The organism is Stenotrophomonas genospecies 5 (assembly GCF_054473825.1).
In genome coordinates this window covers 2,622,138-2,641,443 of sequence record NZ_JBTMUW010000001.1, presented here as the reverse complement: position 1 = coordinate 2,641,443, position 19,306 = coordinate 2,622,138, and the positions used below count along the sequence as shown (strand labels likewise).

General features: G+C 67.9%; 21 protein-coding genes. 10 read left to right on the top strand and 11 right to left on the bottom strand.

Annotation, left to right across the window (positions count from 1 at the left end):
• Positions 1 to 45: 45 nt before the first annotated feature.
• Positions 46 to 615, bottom strand: coding sequence for a M23 family metallopeptidase (locus ACX9OW_RS12120; protein ID WP_459062321.1), 570 nt, complete (start codon positions 613 to 615; stop codon positions 46 to 48).
• A gap of 37 nt (positions 616 to 652) precedes the next feature.
• Positions 653 to 1,126, bottom strand: a complete 474-nt coding sequence (locus ACX9OW_RS12115) for an Lrp/AsnC family transcriptional regulator (protein ID WP_180875850.1) — start codon at positions 1,124 to 1,126, stop codon at positions 653 to 655.
• Between the two features lie 72 nt (positions 1,127 to 1,198).
• On the opposite strand from ACX9OW_RS12115, the gene ACX9OW_RS12110 reads away from it, so the two are divergent.
• A complete protein-coding gene (locus ACX9OW_RS12110) occupies positions 1,199 to 2,074 on the top strand; it encodes an EamA family transporter (protein ID WP_111186177.1) in 876 nt (291 codons plus the stop codon).
• 59 nt (positions 2,075 to 2,133) lie between these two features.
• On the opposite strand, the gene ACX9OW_RS12105 is transcribed toward ACX9OW_RS12110, so the two are convergent.
• The 4 genes from ACX9OW_RS12105 to ACX9OW_RS12090 all read right to left on the bottom strand — a co-directional run bounded on the left by ACX9OW_RS12105 (position 2,134) and on the right by ACX9OW_RS12090 (position 5,412).
• Positions 2,134 to 2,871 carry an endonuclease/exonuclease/phosphatase family protein gene (locus ACX9OW_RS12105; protein WP_180875876.1) on the bottom strand — a complete coding sequence of 246 codons (738 nt, stop codon included), beginning with the start codon at positions 2,869 to 2,871 and terminating at the stop codon, positions 2,134 to 2,136.
• A gap of 53 nt (positions 2,872 to 2,924) precedes the next feature.
• Positions 2,925 to 3,752: a thiol:disulfide interchange protein DsbA/DsbL gene (locus ACX9OW_RS12100; protein WP_180875851.1), complete on the bottom strand. Its 828-nt coding sequence runs from the start codon at positions 3,750 to 3,752 to the stop codon at positions 2,925 to 2,927.
• Positions 3,753 to 3,858: 106 nt separating this feature from the next.
• Positions 3,859 to 4,506, bottom strand: coding sequence for a thiol:disulfide interchange protein DsbA/DsbL (locus ACX9OW_RS12095; RefSeq protein ID WP_053519865.1), 648 nt, complete (start codon positions 4,504 to 4,506; stop codon positions 3,859 to 3,861).
• A 105-nt stretch (positions 4,507 to 4,611) separates the two neighbouring features.
• The gene (locus tag ACX9OW_RS12090) at positions 4,612 to 5,412 is read right to left on the bottom strand and encodes a c-type cytochrome (protein ID WP_065175142.1); all 801 of its coding nucleotides are present in this window, start codon (positions 5,410 to 5,412) and stop codon (positions 4,612 to 4,614) included.
• A 156-nt stretch (positions 5,413 to 5,568) separates the two neighbouring features.
• On the opposite strand from ACX9OW_RS12090, the gene yihA reads away from it, so the two are divergent.
• A complete protein-coding gene (gene yihA / locus ACX9OW_RS12085; protein ID WP_053519877.1) occupies positions 5,569 to 6,171 on the top strand; it encodes a ribosome biogenesis GTP-binding protein YihA/YsxC in 603 nt (200 codons plus the stop codon).
• Between the two features lie 67 nt (positions 6,172 to 6,238).
• Here yihA and ACX9OW_RS12080 read toward each other — a convergent pair whose 3' ends face one another.
• The 3 genes from ACX9OW_RS12080 to ACX9OW_RS12070 form a co-directional block, all read right to left on the bottom strand.
• Positions 6,239 to 7,210: an MBL fold metallo-hydrolase gene (locus tag ACX9OW_RS12080; RefSeq protein WP_459062320.1), complete on the bottom strand. Its 972-nt coding sequence runs from the start codon at positions 7,208 to 7,210 to the stop codon at positions 6,239 to 6,241.
• A 446-nt stretch (positions 7,211 to 7,656) separates the two neighbouring features.
• Positions 7,657 to 8,481: a helix-turn-helix transcriptional regulator gene (locus ACX9OW_RS12075; protein ID WP_065181741.1), complete on the bottom strand. Its 825-nt coding sequence runs from the start codon at positions 8,479 to 8,481 to the stop codon at positions 7,657 to 7,659.
• Complete coding sequence (locus ACX9OW_RS12070; protein ID WP_065175139.1) at positions 8,478 to 9,182, bottom strand: VIT1/CCC1 transporter family protein; 705 nt, start codon at positions 9,180 to 9,182, stop codon at positions 8,478 to 8,480. Before ACX9OW_RS12070 ends, ACX9OW_RS12075 begins: the two co-directional genes overlap by 4 nt.
• 152 nt (positions 9,183 to 9,334) lie before the next feature.
• On the opposite strand from ACX9OW_RS12070, the gene ACX9OW_RS12065 reads away from it, so the two are divergent.
• Positions 9,335 to 10,699 carry a glutamate--cysteine ligase gene (locus ACX9OW_RS12065; protein ID WP_065175138.1) on the top strand — a complete coding sequence of 455 codons (1,365 nt, stop codon included), beginning with the start codon at positions 9,335 to 9,337 and terminating at the stop codon, positions 10,697 to 10,699.
• A 162-nt stretch (positions 10,700 to 10,861) separates the two neighbouring features.
• Here the strand turns inward: ACX9OW_RS12065 and ACX9OW_RS12060 are convergent, their stop codons facing one another.
• Positions 10,862 to 11,914: an NAD(P)-dependent alcohol dehydrogenase gene (locus ACX9OW_RS12060; protein ID WP_053517445.1), complete on the bottom strand. Its 1,053-nt coding sequence runs from the start codon at positions 11,912 to 11,914 to the stop codon at positions 10,862 to 10,864.
• Positions 11,915 to 12,020: 106 nt separating this feature from the next.
• Between ACX9OW_RS12060 and ACX9OW_RS12055 the strand changes: the two genes are divergently transcribed.
• Together ACX9OW_RS12055 and ACX9OW_RS12050 are read left to right on the top strand one after the other, a co-directional pair.
• A complete protein-coding gene (locus tag ACX9OW_RS12055; RefSeq protein WP_065181739.1) occupies positions 12,021 to 12,905 on the top strand; it encodes a LysR family transcriptional regulator in 885 nt (294 codons plus the stop codon).
• Positions 12,906 to 12,971: 66 nt separating this feature from the next.
• Complete coding sequence (locus tag ACX9OW_RS12050) at positions 12,972 to 13,640, top strand: SMI1/KNR4 family protein (protein ID WP_459062319.1); 669 nt, start codon at positions 12,972 to 12,974, stop codon at positions 13,638 to 13,640.
• A gap of 31 nt (positions 13,641 to 13,671) precedes the next feature.
• Here ACX9OW_RS12050 and ACX9OW_RS12045 read toward each other — a convergent pair whose 3' ends face one another.
• Positions 13,672 to 14,076, bottom strand: coding sequence for a VOC family protein (locus tag ACX9OW_RS12045; RefSeq protein WP_053517441.1), 405 nt, complete (start codon positions 14,074 to 14,076; stop codon positions 13,672 to 13,674).
• Between the two features lie 130 nt (positions 14,077 to 14,206).
• Between ACX9OW_RS12045 and ACX9OW_RS12040 the strand changes: the two genes are divergently transcribed.
• From ACX9OW_RS12040 to ACX9OW_RS12020, 5 genes are all read left to right on the top strand, one after another.
• On the top strand, positions 14,207 to 15,229 hold the full coding sequence (locus tag ACX9OW_RS12040; RefSeq protein ID WP_241685994.1) for a glycoside hydrolase family 43 protein: 1,023 nt from the start codon (positions 14,207 to 14,209) through the stop codon (positions 15,227 to 15,229).
• A 68-nt stretch (positions 15,230 to 15,297) separates the two neighbouring features.
• On the top strand, positions 15,298 to 15,573 hold the full coding sequence (locus tag ACX9OW_RS12035) for a metal/formaldehyde-sensitive transcriptional repressor (protein WP_053517440.1): 276 nt from the start codon (positions 15,298 to 15,300) through the stop codon (positions 15,571 to 15,573).
• A 58-nt stretch (positions 15,574 to 15,631) separates the two neighbouring features.
• Positions 15,632 to 16,741: an S-(hydroxymethyl)glutathione dehydrogenase/class III alcohol dehydrogenase gene (locus ACX9OW_RS12030; RefSeq protein WP_065175135.1), complete on the top strand. Its 1,110-nt coding sequence runs from the start codon at positions 15,632 to 15,634 to the stop codon at positions 16,739 to 16,741.
• A 51-nt stretch (positions 16,742 to 16,792) separates the two neighbouring features.
• Positions 16,793 to 17,623 carry an S-formylglutathione hydrolase gene (gene fghA, locus ACX9OW_RS12025; protein ID WP_459062318.1) on the top strand — a complete coding sequence of 277 codons (831 nt, stop codon included), beginning with the start codon at positions 16,793 to 16,795 and terminating at the stop codon, positions 17,621 to 17,623.
• A gap of 192 nt (positions 17,624 to 17,815) precedes the next feature.
• Positions 17,816 to 19,243, top strand: a complete 1,428-nt coding sequence (locus ACX9OW_RS12020) for a GGDEF domain-containing protein (RefSeq protein ID WP_340044958.1) — start codon at positions 17,816 to 17,818, stop codon at positions 19,241 to 19,243.
• Positions 19,244 to 19,306 lie beyond the last annotated feature (63 nt).

The following is a 19,306-nucleotide window of genomic DNA, read 5'->3' as shown; positions in this document are numbered from 1 at the left end:
GGGCAGGATCGTCCGGCTGCTGTGGGAAGACCGCCGTCCGGCGGCTTAGCGGCGCAGCAGTGGCAGAGGATCCCGTGCGCCGTCTGCGCCGTAGATGCCCCAGTGCAGGTGCGGCGGGGTGCCCTTGGCGTTGCCGCTGTCGCCGACGTGGCCGAGCAGATCGCCCGCGGCTACGACCTGGCCGCGGGTGAGGCCTGCGGCCCAGCTCTCCAGATGGGCGTAGTAGTAGCGCTCGCGGCCGGGGCCGATCACCCAGACCTGACGGCCGCCCAGGCCGCCTTCCCGCACCTCGGCAACCACGCCCGGGGTCGCGCTGCGGACCGGGGTACCCCGCGCGGCGAAGATGTCGATGCCGGCATGGCTGCGGTCGCGCCCTCGCGGCGCGCCGAAGGTATCGGCGATCTGGCCCGGCCGCACGCCGTCCACCGGTACCGGCAGCTCGGTGGCCGGTGGCATCCGGGCCAATGACCACAGCATCTTCGGCGCTTCGGCCCAGCGGCTGTTCCAGACGGACAGGGCGGCAACGACGGTGACGACCAGCAGGAACGCACGCAGCAGCCAACGGCGCAGCAGGCGGGCGGAAGACGTGGAGGGTGTGCGGGGCGAAGGATTCATGCCGCGCCAGTATGGCGCGGTGGGTGTCGAGGCCGGTTCATTCCAGGGGGACTTCGAAACTGCGCTTCAGCGTGGACAGTGCCACCGCGGTGCGGAATCGTTCGATGTTGTCGTCGCCACCGAACAGCCGCTCGCTGATGGCGTCGTATTCCTCCATCGAGGTGGCCGAAAGCACCAGCAGGAAATCGCCGTCACCGGTGATGGCATAGCACTGCTGCACCGCCGGGTCGTCCTGCACGCGCTGCTTGAACGGCGCCACGCGATCACGCTGCTCGCTGACCATGCGCACCTCGACGATGAGGGTCAGCGGTCGGCCGATCCGCGCCGCCGCCACCACGGCCACATTGGCCGCGATCACACCGCTGTCCTGCAGACGCCTGACCCGCCGCTGCACCGCCGGCGTCGACAGGTGCACGGCTTCGGCGATCTCCCGCTGTGGCAGCGTGTTGTCCCGCTGCAGCAGGGTGAGGATGGCGCGGTCGAAGCTGTCCAGCACGGGGGCAGTGGCCATGGTGAGCAGAAGTTGCATGGACGGGCCGGTAATTGAGCCAAGTGCTCGCCGTCGACGCAATAGACTGGACGCATGCAGACTTCACGATTCGCGCCGATGTTGCCGGCGCTGGCGGTGCTCGGCTCGGTAACGGCGCTGTCCGTTGGCACGTCCTATGCAAAGCACCTGTTCCCGCTGATCGGCGCGCAGGGCACCAGCGCGCTGCGCGTGGGCTTCTCCGCACTGTTGCTGCTGCTGTTCTGGCGACCCTGGCGCTGGAAGACCCGCCGCGCGGATGCGATCACCATCCTGCGCTACGGGCTCACGCTGGGCCTGATGAACCTGCTGTTCTACATGGCCATCCGCACGATCCCGTTCGGCATCGCGGTGGCCATCGAGTTCACCGGGCCGTTGACCGTGGCGATGCTGTCGTCACGGCGCCCGATCGATTTCCTGTGGGTGGGATGCGCAGTGGTCGGCCTGCTCCTGCTGTTGCCGCTGGGCGGTGCGGCGGCACTGGACCCGGTGGGCGTGCTGTATGCACTGGGTGCGGCGGCGTGCTGGGGCCTGTACATCGTGTTCGGCAAGCGCGCCGGCCACCTGCATGCAGGCCATTCGGTGTCGCTGGGCCTGCTGGCGGCGTCGCTGGTGGTGGTGCCGGTCGGGGTGATCCATGCCGGCGCGGCCCTGCTCGATCCGAAGATCCTGCTGGCGGGCCTGCTGGTGGCACTGGTGTCCAGTGCGATTCCGATGTCGCTGGAGATGGTGGCGCTCAAGCGCCTGCCGAAGGAAACCTTCGGCATCCTGATCAGCATGGAGCCGGCGGTGGCCGCGCTGTGGGCGATGCTGTTGCTGCACGAACACCTGCATGGACTGCAGTGGCTGGCGATCGGCTGCACCGTGGTGGCTTCGGTGGGGAGCACGATGACGGCGCGGCGGTCGAAGGCGCCGGCGATGCAGGCGGGGTAGCGCCGGGCCATGCCCGGCGGATGGGGTTCCGTTCGCCGGGCATGGCCCGGCGCTACCGATCAGCGCAGGGCGCTGGCCGGTACGTCGATGGCCATGGCCAGCGCCAGATGGTCCGAGAAGGCCGCCGGTACGGCTTCGACCGCGCGGGTCTGCAGGCTGCTGCTGACCAGGATGTGGTCGATGGCGCGGTCCGGGCGCCAGCTGGGGAACGTCGGCACGATGCAGCCTGGAGGCTGCAGCCGGGTCTTCTGGTACAGCACCTGCATTTCCGGCCGTTCGGCCAGGCAGTTGAAGTCACCCATCAGCACGGCATTGGGGTGGTCGGACAGCAGCTCGGCGATGAAACCGAGCTGTGCCATTCGCGAGCCGGCACCCAGCGAGAGGTGGGCCACGGCCACGGCCAGGCCGTCCCTGCCATCACCGAACCTGGCCAGCAGCACGCCACGCCCGCCGATGCGGCCGGGCAGGGCGTGGTCCTGCACCTCCACCGGCTCCAGTTTGCTCAGCAGGCCGTTGGCACTGGATGCCACCCCGCCCATGCGCCGGTTCGGCTGGTGGCTCCAGTAGTTGAAGCCGGCACGCTGGGCCAGGTAGTGAGTCTGGTTGGTGAAGCCCGAACGCAGGCTGCCAGGATCGGCTTCCTGCAGGCCAACGATGTCGTGCCCACGCGCCAGTGTGGCAATCGCATCAAGACTGCTGCGCTTGCGACCCGCCGGCAGCGCATGTGACCAGCTGCGGGTCACATAGTCGCTGTAGCGGCGGGTACTGGAGCCGGCCTGGATGTTGGCCGTCAGCAGACGCAGGGTCCGTGTAGAGGGGGAATTCACGGCCGGGGACAGCTTCTCTTGGATCAGTGAGCCTGGGCCGCACCGCGCTCGCGGGCGATCAGGTGGTCGGCGATGCGCAGCATGTCCGGGAAGCTCTTGCCCTTCACCAGGTACTTGCCGTTGACGATGATCGACGGGGTGCCGCTGATCTGGCTGCGCTGCGCGAACTGCTTGGCCGAGTTGGTCTTGGCATTCACCGCGAAACTGCCCATGGTGGCGGCGAACTGCTTCGGATCGACGCCGTAGCCGGCGTAGAACTTGGCGATGTCCTCGACCGAATCACGGCCGCGTTCGCCCTTCAGGGTCTTCTGCGAGTGGATGGCGGCGTACAGCGCCTCGTGGGTCTTCTCCTGCACGCCCAGCGTCTGCGCGGCATAGAAGGCACGGGCGTAGTCGTCCCAGGTGCCGCCGAACATGGCGGGCACGTAGACGAAGTTCACGTCGCCCGGCAGACCGGCCTTCCACGGGCCGACCAGCGGCTGGAAGGCGGCGCAGGCCGGGCAGACGTAGCCGAAGATCTCGACCACTTCGACCTTTCCGGCAACCGGCTGGAAGGGCTGGCCGTTCGGAATTTCCTGGTAGTCCTCACCGGCCACCGGCGCCGGACCGGTCAGTGCGGTGGTGGTCGGGGCCGGAGCGGCCGCCGGAGCGGCTTCGGCGGCCTTCTCGCCTTCGGCTGCCGGGGCCGCGCCTGCGCTGTCAGCGGCCGGTGCCGCAGCGGGCTCGGTGCTGGCTGGGGCGGTGGTCGGCTCGGCCGGGGCGGCGGAGGTGTTGGCGGTGCCGTCGTCGGCCTTGCAGGCCGCCAGGATCGGCAGCAGCGCTGCGAGTGCGAGGGCGTAGCGGATCTTCATGGAAGCGTCTCCAGCATCTGGAATGGTGGGGCCGGCGGCGGGCGCCGGCCAGGGGGAAATGATGACACGCGGAGGCGACAGCGCCGTGTCGGGAGTGGGCGTTGGTTCAGCGGCCGCGGTTGGCGCGGACCTGGGCGATCAGCGCCGAGGCAATGCGCAGCTGGTCGTCGAAGCTGTTACCGCGGACCAGATACTGGCCGTTGATGATCAGCGCCGGGGTGCCGGGGATGCGGGTGCGCTGGGCAAATGCCCGCGCCGCGTCGACTTTCTTCTGCACGGCGTCGCCCCGCAGGGCCTGGGTGTAACGCTCGGGCGCCACGCCGTACGCCTTGTAGAAGGTGGCGAGCTCATCGGCCGAGACATTCTGCATCGGCAGGGTGCCCTGCTCGTGCAGAGCCTTGAACACGGCCGCATGGCTGCGCTTGGCGACGCCGACTTCTTCGGCGGCGTAATAGGCCAGCGCCCAGGCATCCCAGGCGCCCCCGAACGCCGCAGGCACCGGAGTGAAGCGAACATCCGCCGGCAGCTTGGCCGCCCAGGCTTCCAGCTGCGGTTCGAAACGCGCGCAGTGCGGGCAGGTGTAGCCGAACACCTCGACCACTTCGATCTTGCCGGCGAGCGGCTGGAACGGACCGGCCTGGGCGATGCGCTCGTAGTCGCGACCTTCGACCAGCGGGGCTGCGGCAGGGGCGGCACTGGCGGCCATCGGCAGCAGCACCAGCAGGGACAACAGCAGGCGGGGAATCAACCTCATCGACACGCATCTCCGTTGAAAAAGCAACGCCGGCGCAGTCGCCGGCGTGAAGGAAACATACCGCAGGCGCGGGCCGCGGTGGCGGCCCGGGCCGACCAGTGGCGGTCAGGGGGCGGCGGCCGGTCGTGCCGGCGTGGCTTCGGTGGCCACGTCGTCGGCCCGGTTGTGCAGGCCCTGCAGGTAGCTGGACAGCGCCTGCACTTCCTGTTCGGTCAGCTTCTGTGCCACCGCGGCCATGATCTGGAAGTGTGCCTTGTCGGTTTCGTTGGTCTGCCCGGCCTGGTACTCCTGCAGGCGGCGCGCGACATAGCTGGCGTGCTGGCCACCGATATGCGGGTAGGCCGGGCCCGGGTTGCCGGCGCCGCTGGGGCCGTGACAGGCCATGCAGGCCGGCAGCCCGCGCGACGCGTCGCCGCCGCGGTACAGCTGCTGGCCGATCTGGTAGAACTTCATGCCCTTGTAGGGGCCTTCGGTCACCGCGGTGTCGTCGGCGATGCCGGCGGTGGCCTTCTGCGTGGCGAAGAACGCGCCGATGTCGCGCATGTCCTGCGGGGTGAGGTTCTGCACGAACGGCACCATCGCCACTGCCGCACCGGAGCTGCGCTGGCCGTTGGCGATCAGGGCCATCTGCTGGGCGACATAGCGCTCGCTCTGGCCGGCGATGGACGGGTACATCTCGACCGTGGAATTGCCGTCGGCACCATGGCAGGCCGCGCAGGCCGCAGCCTTGCCCTGGCCAGCCTTGGCATCGCCCCAGGTCGTCTTGCTGAAATCCACCTCCAGCGAGGCGGTGTTGATCGGCCCGTTGTCGGGCAGCGGGGTCAACGTGGTCTGCGCGAACGCAGCGGCGGCAACAACGACAGCAGTGGCAAGGGCGGATACGGCAAGAACGCGAGCGTGGCGCATGCTAAAGCTCCGTATGGACCGGGCCGGGCGGTGGCCGCCGGCATCGCCCGGATTATCAACGGCGTTTCCACGCACGGTCAACGAAGCAGTGCAGCAAAATCCCCGCTGGGGCCATCGGCACGGGCGCGCGGCGCCGCAACATGCGATCCTATGCGCATGTCATTGCTCCTTGAACGCGCCCGTTACCACCTCTCGGCCCACAACGCGCGGCAGCTGCCGCCCGACGAAGGGGCCGAAGTGGCCTTCGCCGGCCGCTCCAACGCCGGCAAGTCCAGCGCCCTCAATGCGTTGACCCGGCAGAATGCCCTGGCCCGCGTCTCCAAGACCCCCGGCCGCACGCAGCAGCTGGTGTTCTTCCAGATCACCCCGGAAGCAAGCCTGGTCGACCTTCCCGGCTACGGCTACGCCAAGGTGCCGCTGGAGCTGCAGGCGCACTGGCAGGCCTTCATCGACCGGTACTTCCGTACCCGGGAGGCACTGAAGGGGCTGGTGGTGGTGATGGACATCCGCCACCCGCTGAAGGACTACGACCGCCAGATGCTGTCTTACGCCGTACAGCGCGGCCTGCCGGCGCATGCGCTGCTGACCAAGGCCGACAAGCTGGGCCGCGGCCAGCAGATGCAGACGCTGCAGAAGGTGCGCAAGGAACTGCAGTCGGCCTACGGCGACAGCGTCAGCGTGCAGGTGTTTTCCGGTGAGGACCGCACCGGCGTGGACGAAGCCCGTGCCGTGATCGGTGGCTGGCTGGGCCTGGAATAACCTCTCGCCCGCCGGGCATGGCCCGGCGCTACCGGATCGGTGGGGGCCGACCTTGGTCGGCACACCCTCACAATGGCGAATACTCCGCCGGCACCCAGGCATAGGCCTGGCCGTCCCTGCGCACGTGGCCCAGGCCCGGGAAAGGCAGATGCGCACCCGCCACCCACCACGCCCCGGCGGTGGCCTGCTGCAACAGACTGCGGCGGCTGGCCGTGGCCGCCTTGCGGTCCGAATCGGCCTCGAACGCGGCTTCCGGGTGGGCGAACTGCACCGCGTGGAAGTGCAGCACGTCGCCCCACACCAGCAGTGACTGGCCCTGGCTGTCGAACCGGTAAGAGACGTGGCCGGGGGTGTGGCCATGGGTATCCATCGCCAGGGCACCGCCGGGGAGGGCATCGCCTGGCTGGAAGGTACGCAGGTGGCCGCTGGCCTGATAAGGCGCCACGGCGGTTCGGGCGAGCGGGAAGGCAAAGCGCACGCCCTCCGGTGCGGTGGTTTCGCTGGCCGGGTTGAGCCAGTAGTCCGCGTCGGCCCTGGACAGCCACACCGTCGCGTTCGGATAGGCCGGCCTGCCCTGCGCGTCGAGCACGCCGCACAGATGGTCGGGGTGGGCGTGGGTCAGCAGGATGTCGTCCACCTCGGCGGGATCCACGCCTGCGGCACGCAGGTTGCCCAGTACCTGGCCCAGGCCGGGACCGAAGCACTGTGCGGTGCCCGTGTCGACCAGGGTGAGGTGATTGCCCTGGCGGATCAGGTAAGCATTGACTGCGGTCTGGAGGCCCTTGCTGTCTTCGGGGACATAGCGGCCTTCCAGCAGGCGGGTGACCAGCGTCGGCGGCACGTCGACCACTTCCTGCCGGCCGAGTGCGACCACGCCATCGAACAGGGCGGTGACCTGCAGGGTGCCGATGCGGTGGTGATAGACGCCGGGCATCTGCCGGGTGGGTGCGGGTGAGGTGGCTTCGGCGAGTGCGGTCAGCGGCAGCGCAGCCAGGGCCAGCAGCAGGGCGCCGCGCAGCGGCAGGTGATGCAGGGTCATGAGGGTTCTCGATGGAGGAAGGGCGGTTCCGTTGCGGCTAGCGTGCCGTGGCCGGCGTGCGCGCGGCGCTCAAACCGCTGCGCGGAATGCTCAGGGAAGGGAGTGTGCTGGCAGGGCTGCGCCCCGCACCCGCAGAGGCAACGGCCGAAGCAACAGCCGAAGCAACGGCAACAGCGGGCTGTCCGTGGGATGGCGGGGTGGGTCCGGCTGCGGGGGACGCCGTAAATACGTCCCTGTAGGCTCGGTCGCGCCATCCATGGCGCTCACGCCCCCGCAACCGGACCCACCCCGCCTTCGACAGTTTTGCACGATCTGTCGGATCTGACCCCGGAATTTCATTCGATATCTGACAGAGGTGTCGACCAAGGTCGACACCTACCAACAGCCGCCGGAATCTGTCGAAGGCGGCGCACTGTGGGTGCAGGGCGCAGCCCTGCCTGACCCCCTCAGATGTCTGTAGGAGCCAGTCCGTACTGCTCGGCGAAGCGCTTGCTGAAACTGGCCGCGGAACGGTAGCCGGCGCGTGCGGCCACGGTCTTCAGCGGCAGGTCGGTGGTGTACAGCAACTGCATGGCGTGGGCCAGTCGTGCCTCGGTCAGCAGCTGGCGCAGGCTGGTACGCTCGGCCGCCAGCCGACGACGCAGGGTGGCGCCGCTCAGGGCGAACTGCTCCTCCAGATCACGCGATTGCCAGTCGCGCGCAGGTTCAGCGGCGACGCGATCCCGTATCTGCTCACCCAGCGTCGGTGCCGTGGGCAGCAGCAGGTTGCCGTGGCCCTGCCGGCACAGGGTCAGCACCATCGAGGCCAGGGCCAGCCGGGCGTCGCTGTAATGGCCATCCTGCAGCGATTGCCGCCAGCGGCGCAGCACGGCGCCATGTTCGGCTAGCGACAACCGCGCCATCGACGGACCGGCGCTGGGCAGTTCCTCGTTCCACAGTGTCCGCGCCGCGGCCAGCACTTCCGCACACAGCGGCACGATGGCGCTGAGGTAACGGCCGCTGCGCGGGTCTGGACGGTTGACCACGTCGATGCGGCAACGCTGGGTCAGCAGCAGTATGTCGCCGGGCGCGAACTCCAGCGTCTGGTGTGCGGTACGTACCTGCTTGCGTCCTTCCAGCAGGATCGCGAACTGCGGTTGCGGGATCTCCACCGAGCTGGCGCCATGCTCGCGCCGTGCGGTGATGCAGGCATAACCCTCGGCGCGATCACAGCCGGCCAGCGAAGACATCTCGGCCAGCAGCGCCGTTGCGGCGGGCAGCATCGTGGTCATGTCACGTGGGCTCCCAGCAGCCGGCCGACGCCGGCGGCTGCAGCCATTGCCAGTGCGCCCCAGAACATGACGCGCAGGGCGCCGCGCAGGGCAGGCGCACCTCCGGCGCGGGCCGCCATCGCGCCGGTCACGCACAGGCCCAGCAGGGTGCTGGCGGTGGTCACCCCTGCCACGGAGTCGGCCGGCGCCAGCAGTGCGGTCAGCACCGGCAGGGCCGCCCCACAGGTGAAGGCTGCGGCGGAGGCCAGTGCGGCCTGCAGCGGCCGGGCGCGCAGGGTATCGGTGATGCCCAGTTCGTCGCGAGCGTGCGCACCGAGGGCATCGTGGGCAGTGAGCTGTTCGGCCACCTGCCGCGCCAGCGCCGGGGCCAGGCCGCGATGGCGGTAGATGGCGGCCAGCTCTTCCAGCTCGCTGTGCGGATCATCCTGCAGTTCGCGCTTCTCCATCGCCAGGTCGGCGCCTTCGGTGTCGGCCTGGGTCTGCACCGAGACGTACTCGCCGGCGGCCATCGACATCGCCCCTGCGACCGTGCCCGCCAGGCCGGTGGCCAGCAGGGTGCTGGCCGATGCGCCACTGGCGGCAACGCCGACCACCAGCCCTGCCACTGAAACGATGCCGTCGTTGGCGCCGAGCACGGCGGCGCGCAGCCAGCCGACGCGGTCGGCCCTGTGTCGTTCCGGATGGCGCGAATGACGGGTCATGCCTTGCAGTGTACGAGGGTCAAGAGGTCGTCGGTAGGATGCTGAAACCTGTCTCCGTCGCATGCTGCGACGGGGCGCCACGCTATAGTGCGCCCTTGCGATGGAAGGCTCCCAGCCCCACATCCCCCGTCACCGTACAGCGAGTCTTCCCCTTGTCGAGCCCCAGCCACGTCGCCGATACGCCCATTACCGACCGCTCGCAGCTGGTGGAGGTGATCGCCTCCGGCGAAAAGCCCCGCGCGCAGTGGCGCATCGGCACCGAGCACGAGAAGTTCGGCTTCCGCCTGGACGACCTGCGACCGCCGGCCTTTGAAGGCGAGCGTGGCATCGAGGCCCTGCTCAACGGCCTGGTCCGTTTCGGCTGGGAACCCGTGCAGGAAAACGGCAACACCATCGCCCTGCTGCGCGATGGCGCGTCGGTGACGCTGGAACCGGCCGGCCAGCTGGAACTGTCCGGCGCGGCGCTGGAGACCATCCACCAGACCTGCGTGGAGACCGGTACCCATCTGAACGAAGTGGCGCAGGTGGCCGGCGAGCTCCAGCTGGGCTTCCTGGGCATGGGCTTCCAGCCGAAGTGGGCGCGCGATGAGATGCCGTGGATGCCGAAGGGCCGCTACAGGATCATGCGCGCGTACATGCCCAAGGTCGGTTCGCTCGGCCTGGACATGATGACCCGCACCTGCACGGTGCAGGTCAACCTGGACTACGCCAGCGAAGCGGACATGGTGAAAAAGTTCCGCGTTTCGCTGGCACTGCAGCCGATCGCCACCGCGCTGTTCGCCGACTCGCCGTTCACCGAAGGCAAGCCGAACGGCTACCTGAGCTATCGATCGCACATCTGGACCGACACCGACGCCGACCGCACCGGCATGCTCGACTTCGTGTTCGAGGATGGCTTCGGCTATGAGCGTTACGTCGATTACCTGCTGGACGTGCCGATGTACTTCTCCTACCGCGATGGCATCTACCACGATGCCAGCGGGCAGAGCTTCCGCGATTTCATGCAGGGCCGGTTGCCGGTGCTGCCGGGCGAGTTGCCGACCCTGCGCGACTGGTCGGACCACACGACCACGGCGTTCCCGGAAGTGCGCCTGAAGAAGTATCTGGAGATGCGGGGCGCCGATGGCGGTCCGTGGAGCCGCCTGTGCGCCCTGCCGGCGTTCTGGGTCGGCCTGCTGTACGACGACACCGCGCTGGATGCGGCCTGGGATCTGGTGCGTGACTTCACCCTGGCCGAGCGCCATGTCCTGCGCGACGGCGTGCCGAAGCATGCGATGAACCTGCCGTTCCGCGATGGCACCGTGCGCGATCTGGCGCGCGAGGCGGTGAAGATTTCCGTTGAAGGCCTGAAGCGCCGCGCCGCGCGCAATGCCGATGGCCAGGACGAGAGCAAGTTCCTGGATGTGCTGCAGGAGATCGTCGAATCCGGCCTGACACCGGCCGAGCGCAAGCTGGCGCTGTTCCATGGTCGCTGGCACGGCAACGTGGACCCGGTGTTCCGGGAATTCGCGTACTGAATGCGGCCGCCGGGCATGGCCCGGCGCTACCCACAATGGCTCCGGTAGCGCCGGGCCATGCCCGCCATGATTCCGGTAGCGCCGGGCCATGCCCGGCGGGTGTTGCGCGCAGAAAAAACCCCGGCCTCCACGCCGGGGTTTTTCATTGCATCAGCCGGGCCGTCAGGCCTTGAGGCTGGCCATGTCGATCACGAAGCGATAGCGCACATCGTTCTTCGCCATGCGCTCCCACGCGTGGTTGACATCCTTGATGTCGATCACCTCAACATCGCTGACGATGTTGTGCTCGGCGCAGAAATCCATCATTTCCTGGGTCTCGGCCATGCCGCCGATGGCCGAGCCGGTGACGTGCTTGCGGCCGAAGATCACGCTGGCACCCATCAGGGGCGGGTCCAGCTCGGTGATGACGCCGACCAGGCACATGGTGGCATCGCGCTTGAGCAGGCTCATGTACGGGTTGGTGTCATGGCTGACCGGCACGGTGTTGAGCAGGAAGTCGAAGCTGTTGGCGTGCGCCTTCATCTGCGCCGGATCGCGCGAGACCAGCACCTCGTCCGCGCCCAGGCGCTTGGCGTCGGCGCCCTTTTCCGGGGTGGTGGTGATCATCACTACGGTGGCGCCCATCGCCTTGGCAAACTTCACGCCCATGTGGCCCAGACCGCCCAGGCCGATCACACCCACCTTCTGGCCGGGGCCGACCTTCCAGTGGCGCAGCGGCGAGTAGGTGGTGATGCCGGCGCACAGCAGCGGCGCGGCGGCCTTCAGGTCCAGCGTCTCGGAGACCTTCACCACGAAGCGCTGCTCGACCACGATGTGGTCGGAGTAGCCGCCCATCGTCAGCTCACCGGTATTGCGGTCGCGGCTGTTGTAGGTATAGGTCGGGCCCTTTTCGCAGTACTGCTCAAGGTCGTGGTCGCAGGCATCGCAATGGCGACAGGAATCCACCATGCAGCCGACGCCGGCGATATCGCCGACGCTGAGGCGGGTGACGGCCGGACCGACTTCGACCACGCGGCCGATGATTTCGTGGCCGGGAACCATCGGGTACTCCGCGCCGCCCCAGTCGTCGCGGGCCTGGTGCAGGTCGGAGTGGCAGATGCCGCTGTACAGCACTTCGATGCGGACATCGTTGGCGCCGACAGCGCGGCGTTCGAAGGTGAAGGGCTCGAGCGGAGCGGTATTGGTACGCACCGCATAACCATGGGCGAGGGACATGGGGAATCCTTGGCGGGTTTGTGGAAAGGCGTTTTACAATACGCCCCTCATACCCGCCCACAAAGCGTGGATATCGGCATGATTCATCAAGGCAGACTGCACAATCATGGCCACTGACAATCTCACCCACCTGGCCGCCTTCGCGGCGGTGGCCCGCCACCGCAGCTTCCGCCGGGCCGGCGCCGAGCTGGCCCTGTCGACCTCGGCGGTGAGCTATGCGATCCGGGCACTGGAAGAGCGGTTGGGGGTGGGCCTGTTCCATCGAACTACCCGCAGCGTGGCCCTGACCGAGGCCGGGCAGCGCCTGCTGGACCGGTTGCAGCCGGCGCTGGGCCAGGTGCACGAGGCGCTGGAGGAAATGAACCAGTTCAGGGACAGCCCGACGGGCCTGCTGCGCATCAACGCGGCCCGCGCGGCAGTGCCGACCCAGCTCGGCCCACGCCTGACCCGCTTCCTGCGCGCGCACCCCGATGTGCGCCTGGAGCTGACCGAGAACGATGGGCTGGTGGACATCGTTGCCGAAGGCTTCGATGCCGGCGTGCGGCTGCATGAGTTCGTGCCCGAGGACATGGTGGCCGTGCCGTTGGGCCCGGCCCTGCACGGCATGATCGTGGCCTCGCCCGGGTATCTGCGCCAGCACCCGGCACCGCAGCATCCCCGCGACCTGCTGCAGCACGAATGCATCCGCTTCCGCTTCGCCAGCGGTCACCTGTACAAGTGGCAGTTCGACCGCGATGGGCAGTCGCTGGAAATCGACGTGCGTGGGCGACTGACGCTGAGCGAGCAGACCACCATCATGCGCGCGGTGCTGGATGGCTTCGGCCTGGCCTATGTGCTTGAGGATGCCGCGCGCCCGCACATCGAAGCCGGGCGGATGGTGGCGGTACTGCAGGACTGGAGCGAACCGTTTCCCGGCTTCGTGCTGTATTACCCCAGGCAACGGCAGATGGCGTCGGCCTTGCGCGCATTCGTGGACATGCTGCGCGAATAGATCCGTGCCTGCGCGGATGCTGCCTGTCGAGGTAAAGTGCGTGCCGATCCAATCACAGGGACGTTCATGCATACGCTTGCCGAGATCGAACTGGCCACCGGCCAGACCTTTCCTGCTCTCTACCACCGGCTCGATGCAGAAGACCGGCTGAGCTGGGGGGCGACCCATCCGCAATGGGCGCAGGTGTACCTTCCGGAGCTGCAACCGGTACCGCCGATTCTGCTGTATGCGCAGGATTACGAGCCGCTTGAGCGTGGCGAACTGCTCGAGGCCTGGCAGGAGCTGACTGCAGAGGATCACTACAACCCATTGCGCGAGGATCTGCAGCTGCTGCCGTTCGCCCGCACGGGGGCCGGTGACAGCTACTGCTTCTGGACCAATGCGCCGGGCTGCGACGAGCCGCCGGTGCTGCTGGTGTGGCACGACGATGATCGCGCTGACGTACTGGCCCGCAACCTCCAGGATTTCCTGTTCCGCAAGATGGTGGAGGCAGTGGCGGACTACGAGGCCCCCTACACGCTGTTGTCGCACGGTGACCTGGCCGACAATCTCCAGCGCTGGCTGGGCTCGCATCGCGCGTGGCTGCGGGACGACCAGGCCACTGCGCTGGAGGCCCTGTTTGCACGCAGCGCAGAGATCGAGCAGGGAGAGATCGATGAGGATCAGGCGCAGGCGCTGGTGCAGCAGCTGATCGGATTCGAGCGGCTGGACGAATCATTCGCCTACGTGCGCTGATGCTGGCGGCGGGCCCGGTGCATTCCGCCGATCAATCCAGCAGGGCGTCGTAGCCGGGGCCGGTGAACTGGATCAGGCAGAAGCCGTGCCCGAACGGATCCGCCAGTACTGCGATGCGCCCCCATGAACGCTCGCGTGGCGCCTGCTCGAGCGCCGCGCCTGCCGCCAACGCCTGGGCAAGCGCGGCGTCGAGGTCCTCCACGATCCAGTCGATGTGCAGCGGGGTCCAGTGACGTTCGTAATCCCGCACGTCACCGTCGACGGTAGCCGCGCTGCCCGCTTCGTTCTGCAGCAGATAGAGCGGGGTCGGGCCGCCCAGCAGTTCCAGCACCTCCGGGCCGAGACGGCGCCCGGCATGGAGGCCGAAGGCGCGTGTGTAGAACGCCTCGGCGGCCGCGAGGTCCGGAACGTCCAGATTGATGATGAAGGGGATCATGGCCCGGGTCCTGCGTTGTGCCAGGCACCATGCGCCGATGATTCCCGTCGATCAAGAGGGTGCGCGGTTTGAGGCAGCGTGTCGCGGAAAGGCGCCGGCGATCGTTCTAGACTCGAGCGATCGAACCTGCATGGGAGTGGCTCTGATGGGACTGCGCGAATGGGGGAGGGGGGCCGCACTGGCCGTGCTGCTCGCAGCCACTGGCGTCGGCATCGCGGATGCGCGTGACAGCCAGGCACCGGTGATGTCCGGCAATCCGATCCTGCCGGGCTGGTACGCGGACCCGGAGGCGGCCGTATTCGGCAGCACCTACTGGATCTTCCCCACGCGCTCGCGGCCCTATGCAGAACAGGTTGCCTTCGATGCCTTTTCGTCGCCCGACCTGGTGCACTGGCGCCGGCACGACAGCGTGCTGTCCATCGAGAACATTCCCTGGGCCAGGCAGGCGTTGTGGGCACCCTCGGTGGTGGCCAACGACGGGCGCTACTACTTCTTCTTCTCCGCCAATGACATCCAGAACGACGGCGAGACCGGTGGCATCGGCGTGGCCGTGGCCGACCAGCCCGAAGGGCCTTACCGCGATCTGCTCGGCAAGCCACTGGTGGGCGCGTTCCACAATGGCGCGCAGCCGATCGACCAGTATGTGTTCAAGGATGACGATGGTGCCTGGTACATGATCTATGGCGGCTGGAAGCACGCCAACATCGTGCGCCTGAAGGCGGATTTCAGCGGCCTGCTGCCCTGGGACGACGGCACGCTGTTCAAGGAGATCACGCCGGCGCCGGAGTACGTGGAAGGTCCGCTGATGTTCAAGCGGGGCGGTCGCTACTACTTCATGTGGTCCGAAGGCGGCTGGGGCGAGCCGGACTACTCGGTGGCCTATGCGATCGCCGACGCGCCGACCGGGCCGTTCACACGCATCGGCCGGGTCCTGCAGCAGGACCCGGCCATCGCGACCAGCGCCGGGCACCACTCCCTGATCCACGCGCCCGGCGATGACACGTGGTACATCGTCTACCACCGCCGGCCGCTCGACCAGACCGACCGCAATGCCCGCGTCACCGCGATCGATCGCCTGTACTTCGACGCGCAGGGCCGCATCCTGCCGGTGAAGATGACGCACGAGGGCGTACCCGCGCACCGCCTGCGCTGAGGCGCAGGATGTACCTTTCCGTCACCTGTGTATACTATCCCCCAGTATAGTTCCTGGGTGGCCCTGCCATGCCGCACTCTCCCGAAGAGAAGAAGAAGGTCCTGGCCCGCGTGCGCCGCATCCGCGGCCAGTGCGATGCACTGGACCGTGCGCTGGAAGCCGGCGCCGACTGCGGGCCCGTGCTGCAGCAGATCGCCGCCATCCGCGGGGCGGTCAACGGGCTGATGTCCGAGGTGATGGAAGCCCACCTGCGCGAAGAGTTCGGACAACCCGCAGCGTCCGATGAACAGCGCGCCGAGCGCGTGCGCGAGATGAGCGGGCTGATCCGCTCGTACCTGAAATAAGCAACGGCGCAGCATAGCGTCGTCCATCTGTTACTGCCTGTCTTTGGAGAATCCCACCATGAAATCCCGTGCCGCCGTCGCCTTTGCTCCCGGCCAGCCGCTGCAGATCGTCGAGATCGACGTCGCCCCGCCGAAGGCCGGCGAAGTGCTGGTCAAGATCACCCACACCGGCGTCTGCCACACCGATGCGTTCACCCTGTCAGGGGATGATCCGGAAGGTCTGTTCCCGGTGGTGCTGGGCCATGAAGGTGCCGGCATCGTGGTGGAAGTAGGCGAGGGCGTGACCAGCGTCAAGCCGGGTGACCACGTGATTCCGCTGTACACCGCCGAGTGCGGCGAATGCCTGTTCTGCAAGAGTGGCAAGACCAACCTGTGCGTGTCGGTACGCGCGACCCAGGGCAAGGGCGTGATGCCCGATGGTACCAGCCGCTTCAGCTACAACGGCGAGCCGATCTATCACTACATGGGCTGCTCGACGTTCAGCGAGTACACAGTGGTGGCCGAAGTCTCGCTGGCGAAGATCAATCCGCAGGCGAACCCGGAACATGTCTGCCTGCTCGGCTGCGGTGTCACTACCGGCATCGGTGCGGTGCACAACACGGCCAAGGTGCAGGAAGGCGACAGCGTGGCAGTGTTCGGCCTCGGCGGTATCGGCCTGGCCGTGATCCAGGGCGCGCGCCAGGCCAAGGCCGGCCGCATCATCGCGGTGGATACCAATCCGTCCAAGTTCGAGCTGGCGCGTGAGTTCGGTGCGACCGACTGCATCAATCCGAAGGACTTCGACAAGCCGATCCAGCAGGTCATTGTTGAAATGACCACCTGGGGCGTGGACCACAGCTTCGAGTGCATCGGCAACGTCAACGTGATGCGCGCGGCGCTGGAATGCGCGCACCGTGGCTGGGGCCAGAGCGTGGTGATCGGCGTGGCCGGCGCCGGCCAGGAAATCTCCACCCGTCCCTTCCAGCTGGTCACCGGCCGCAAGTGGATGGGCACAGCCTTCGGTGGCGTCAAGGGTCGCAGCCAGCTGCCGGGCATGGTGGAGGACGCGATGAAGGGCGACATCGAACTGGCGCCGTTCGTCACCCACACCATGGATCTGGACGGGATCAACGATGCCTTCGATCTGATGCACGAAGGCAAGTCGATCCGTTCGGTCGTGCACTACTGAGCCATCCCGGGTGGCAGGCCGTCAGGGCTGCCACCCTTCTGGAGAGACACCATGGAACGCATCGAACATCGTGCCTGCTTCGGCGGTTGGCAGGACGTGTACCGTCATCCCTCGTCCACGCTGGGCTGCGACATGCAGTTCGCCGTTTACCTGCCGCCGCAGGCGGAAACGCAGGCGCTGCCGGTGTTGTACTGGCTGAGCGGACTGACCTGCACCGAACAGAACGTCATCACCAAGGCGGGCGCGCAGCGCTATGCGGCCGAACATGGCGTGATTCTGGTCGCGCCCGACACCAGCCCACGCGGCGACGATGTCGCCGACGCGGAGGGCTACGATCTGGGCAAGGGTGCCGGCTTCTACCTCAACGCCACCCGCGAGCCGTGGTCCAAGCACTACCACATGCATGACTATGTGGCGCAGGAACTGCCGGCGCTGATCGAGGCGAACTTCGCGGTGACCGGTGCGCGCGCGATCAGTGGTCACTCGATGGGAGGCCACGGTGCACTGGTGGTCGCGCTGCGCAATCCGGGGCGCTACCGCAGCGTGTCGGCATTTTCGCCGATTGTTGCCCCCAGCCAGGTGCCCTGGGGACAGAAGGCGTTCCAGGCCTATCTGGGCGACAACCGCGCCGACTGGGCCGCGTGGGATGCCTGCGAACTGATCGCTGCGGCCAGCGAACGCTTGCCGCTGCTGGTGGACCAGGGCGGGGCCGATGAGTTCCTGCAGAGCCAGCTGCAGCCGCAGCGCCTGCAGCAGGCCTGCGACGCCGTCGGCCATCCGCTGACCCTGCGCCTGCAGGATGGCTACGACCACAGCTATTACTTCATCGCCAGCTTCATCGGCGAGCACATCGCTCACCACGCCCACGCGCTGCACGGCTGAATAGCCCGCGTGACAGCTGCGGTCCCGGGGACGCAACCGCGCATGCCCCGGCGCGACGGAACGCCTGCGTCGATGTAGCGCCGCGCCATGCCCGGCGCAGGGGCAGGGGAAGCAGGTGTGGCGTGGATCACGCCTCCATGGCGGCCTGTCGCGCTATCGTGCGTGCAGACAGGCTTGCGCAGTGGGGGATGCATGCCGGTAGTGCTGGCGCTGCTGTACGTGTTCGGCCATGGCCTGGTCGTGGCCCTGTTGCCGGGGCCGGCAGGCCTGGGTTCGTTCGTGTTCCTCACCGGCGCGCCGCTGCTGGCCGCCGCCGCATGCCTGTGGCGCGCGCGTGCGGATCGCGCCGCGCTGGGCTGGCGTGCGATCGCGCTGGCACTGCTGCTGTGGGCGGGGGGCATGGGCATCAACATGCTCGATGCACTCAGTGCCGACCGCCCCGACATCACCCCGGGCGCCAGCCTGCTGCTGTACGTGCTGTATGGCGTGCCGCTGGTGTTCATCCTGGCCCGCTCGCGGCGGGAGCGCTGGGCCATCAGCGTGATCGACGGAATCATGGCGGCCCTGCTGGGCGTGCTGTTCTTCGTGCATACCCAGTCATTTGCCGACCATGTCGGCATCGACGACCAGGCGCTGGCCAACATGCAGCGCATGTTCGATATCCAGAACCTGTGCATCGCTGTCTTTGCCATCGTGCGCTGGGTGTCCTGTGATGTCCCGGAGCGACGCAGCGTGTTCCGCGCGCTGGCGCTGTACGCGCTGGCCTATCTGCTGGTGGCCTACTACATCAACCACTTCACCTCCGAACAGTCTTTCGGCGCCTACAACGATCTGCTGATCGACGTGCCGTTCCTGTTGCTCGCGCTGCTGGCACTGCGGCGGTCGCCAGCTACCGGATTCGTGCTGCAGCCGCGGCTGGCCCGGCTGGTGCAGGCCGGCGGCCCGATCATCCTGCCGCTGCTGTTGCTGGTGGTGGGCACCCTGGTGGTGGACCATGCCAGGCCCCTGGCATTGGCTGGATTCGTTCTGGCCACGTTGGGCTTCAGCCTGCGCAGTGCGCTTCTGCAGATCGATCTGCTGGAACGGCAGGCCGGGCTCGACCAGCTCGCGCGCCAGGATGGCCTGACCGGCGTAGCCAACCGCCGCCAGTTCGATGCCGAACTGCAGGCCGAATGGAACCGGGCGCGGCGGAGCGGCAGCGAACTGGCGCTGCTGCTGGTCGATATCGATCATTTCAAGGCGTTCAACGATGCCCATGGTCATCCCGCCGGCGACCGTTGCCTGCAGGCCGTGGCGGCGCTGCTGCAGCACAGCGCCGGGCGTGCGGGCGACAGCGTGGCGCGTTACGGCGGTGAGGAATTCGCGGTGATCGTGCCAGGCACGGCGTTGGACGGCGTACAGGCCTTGGCCGAGCGGCTGCGACGCGCGGTGGAAGCGCTGCAGCTGCCGGAAGGGCGGGTCAGCATCAGCATCGGCATCGCATTCCTGCATCCGCCGGCAACAGCCGATGCCGGGCAACTGCTCGCCGATGCGGATGCGGCGTTGTATGTGGCCAAACGCGCGGGACGCAATCGTGTGGCGATGCAGGGCGCAGCGCTGGCCGGTGCAGACCGCCGCTAGACCCCGCCCCGCGCATTCGCCAGGGCAACGCGGTTCCGCCGCTGGTGGCTGTCGCCCGCGGAC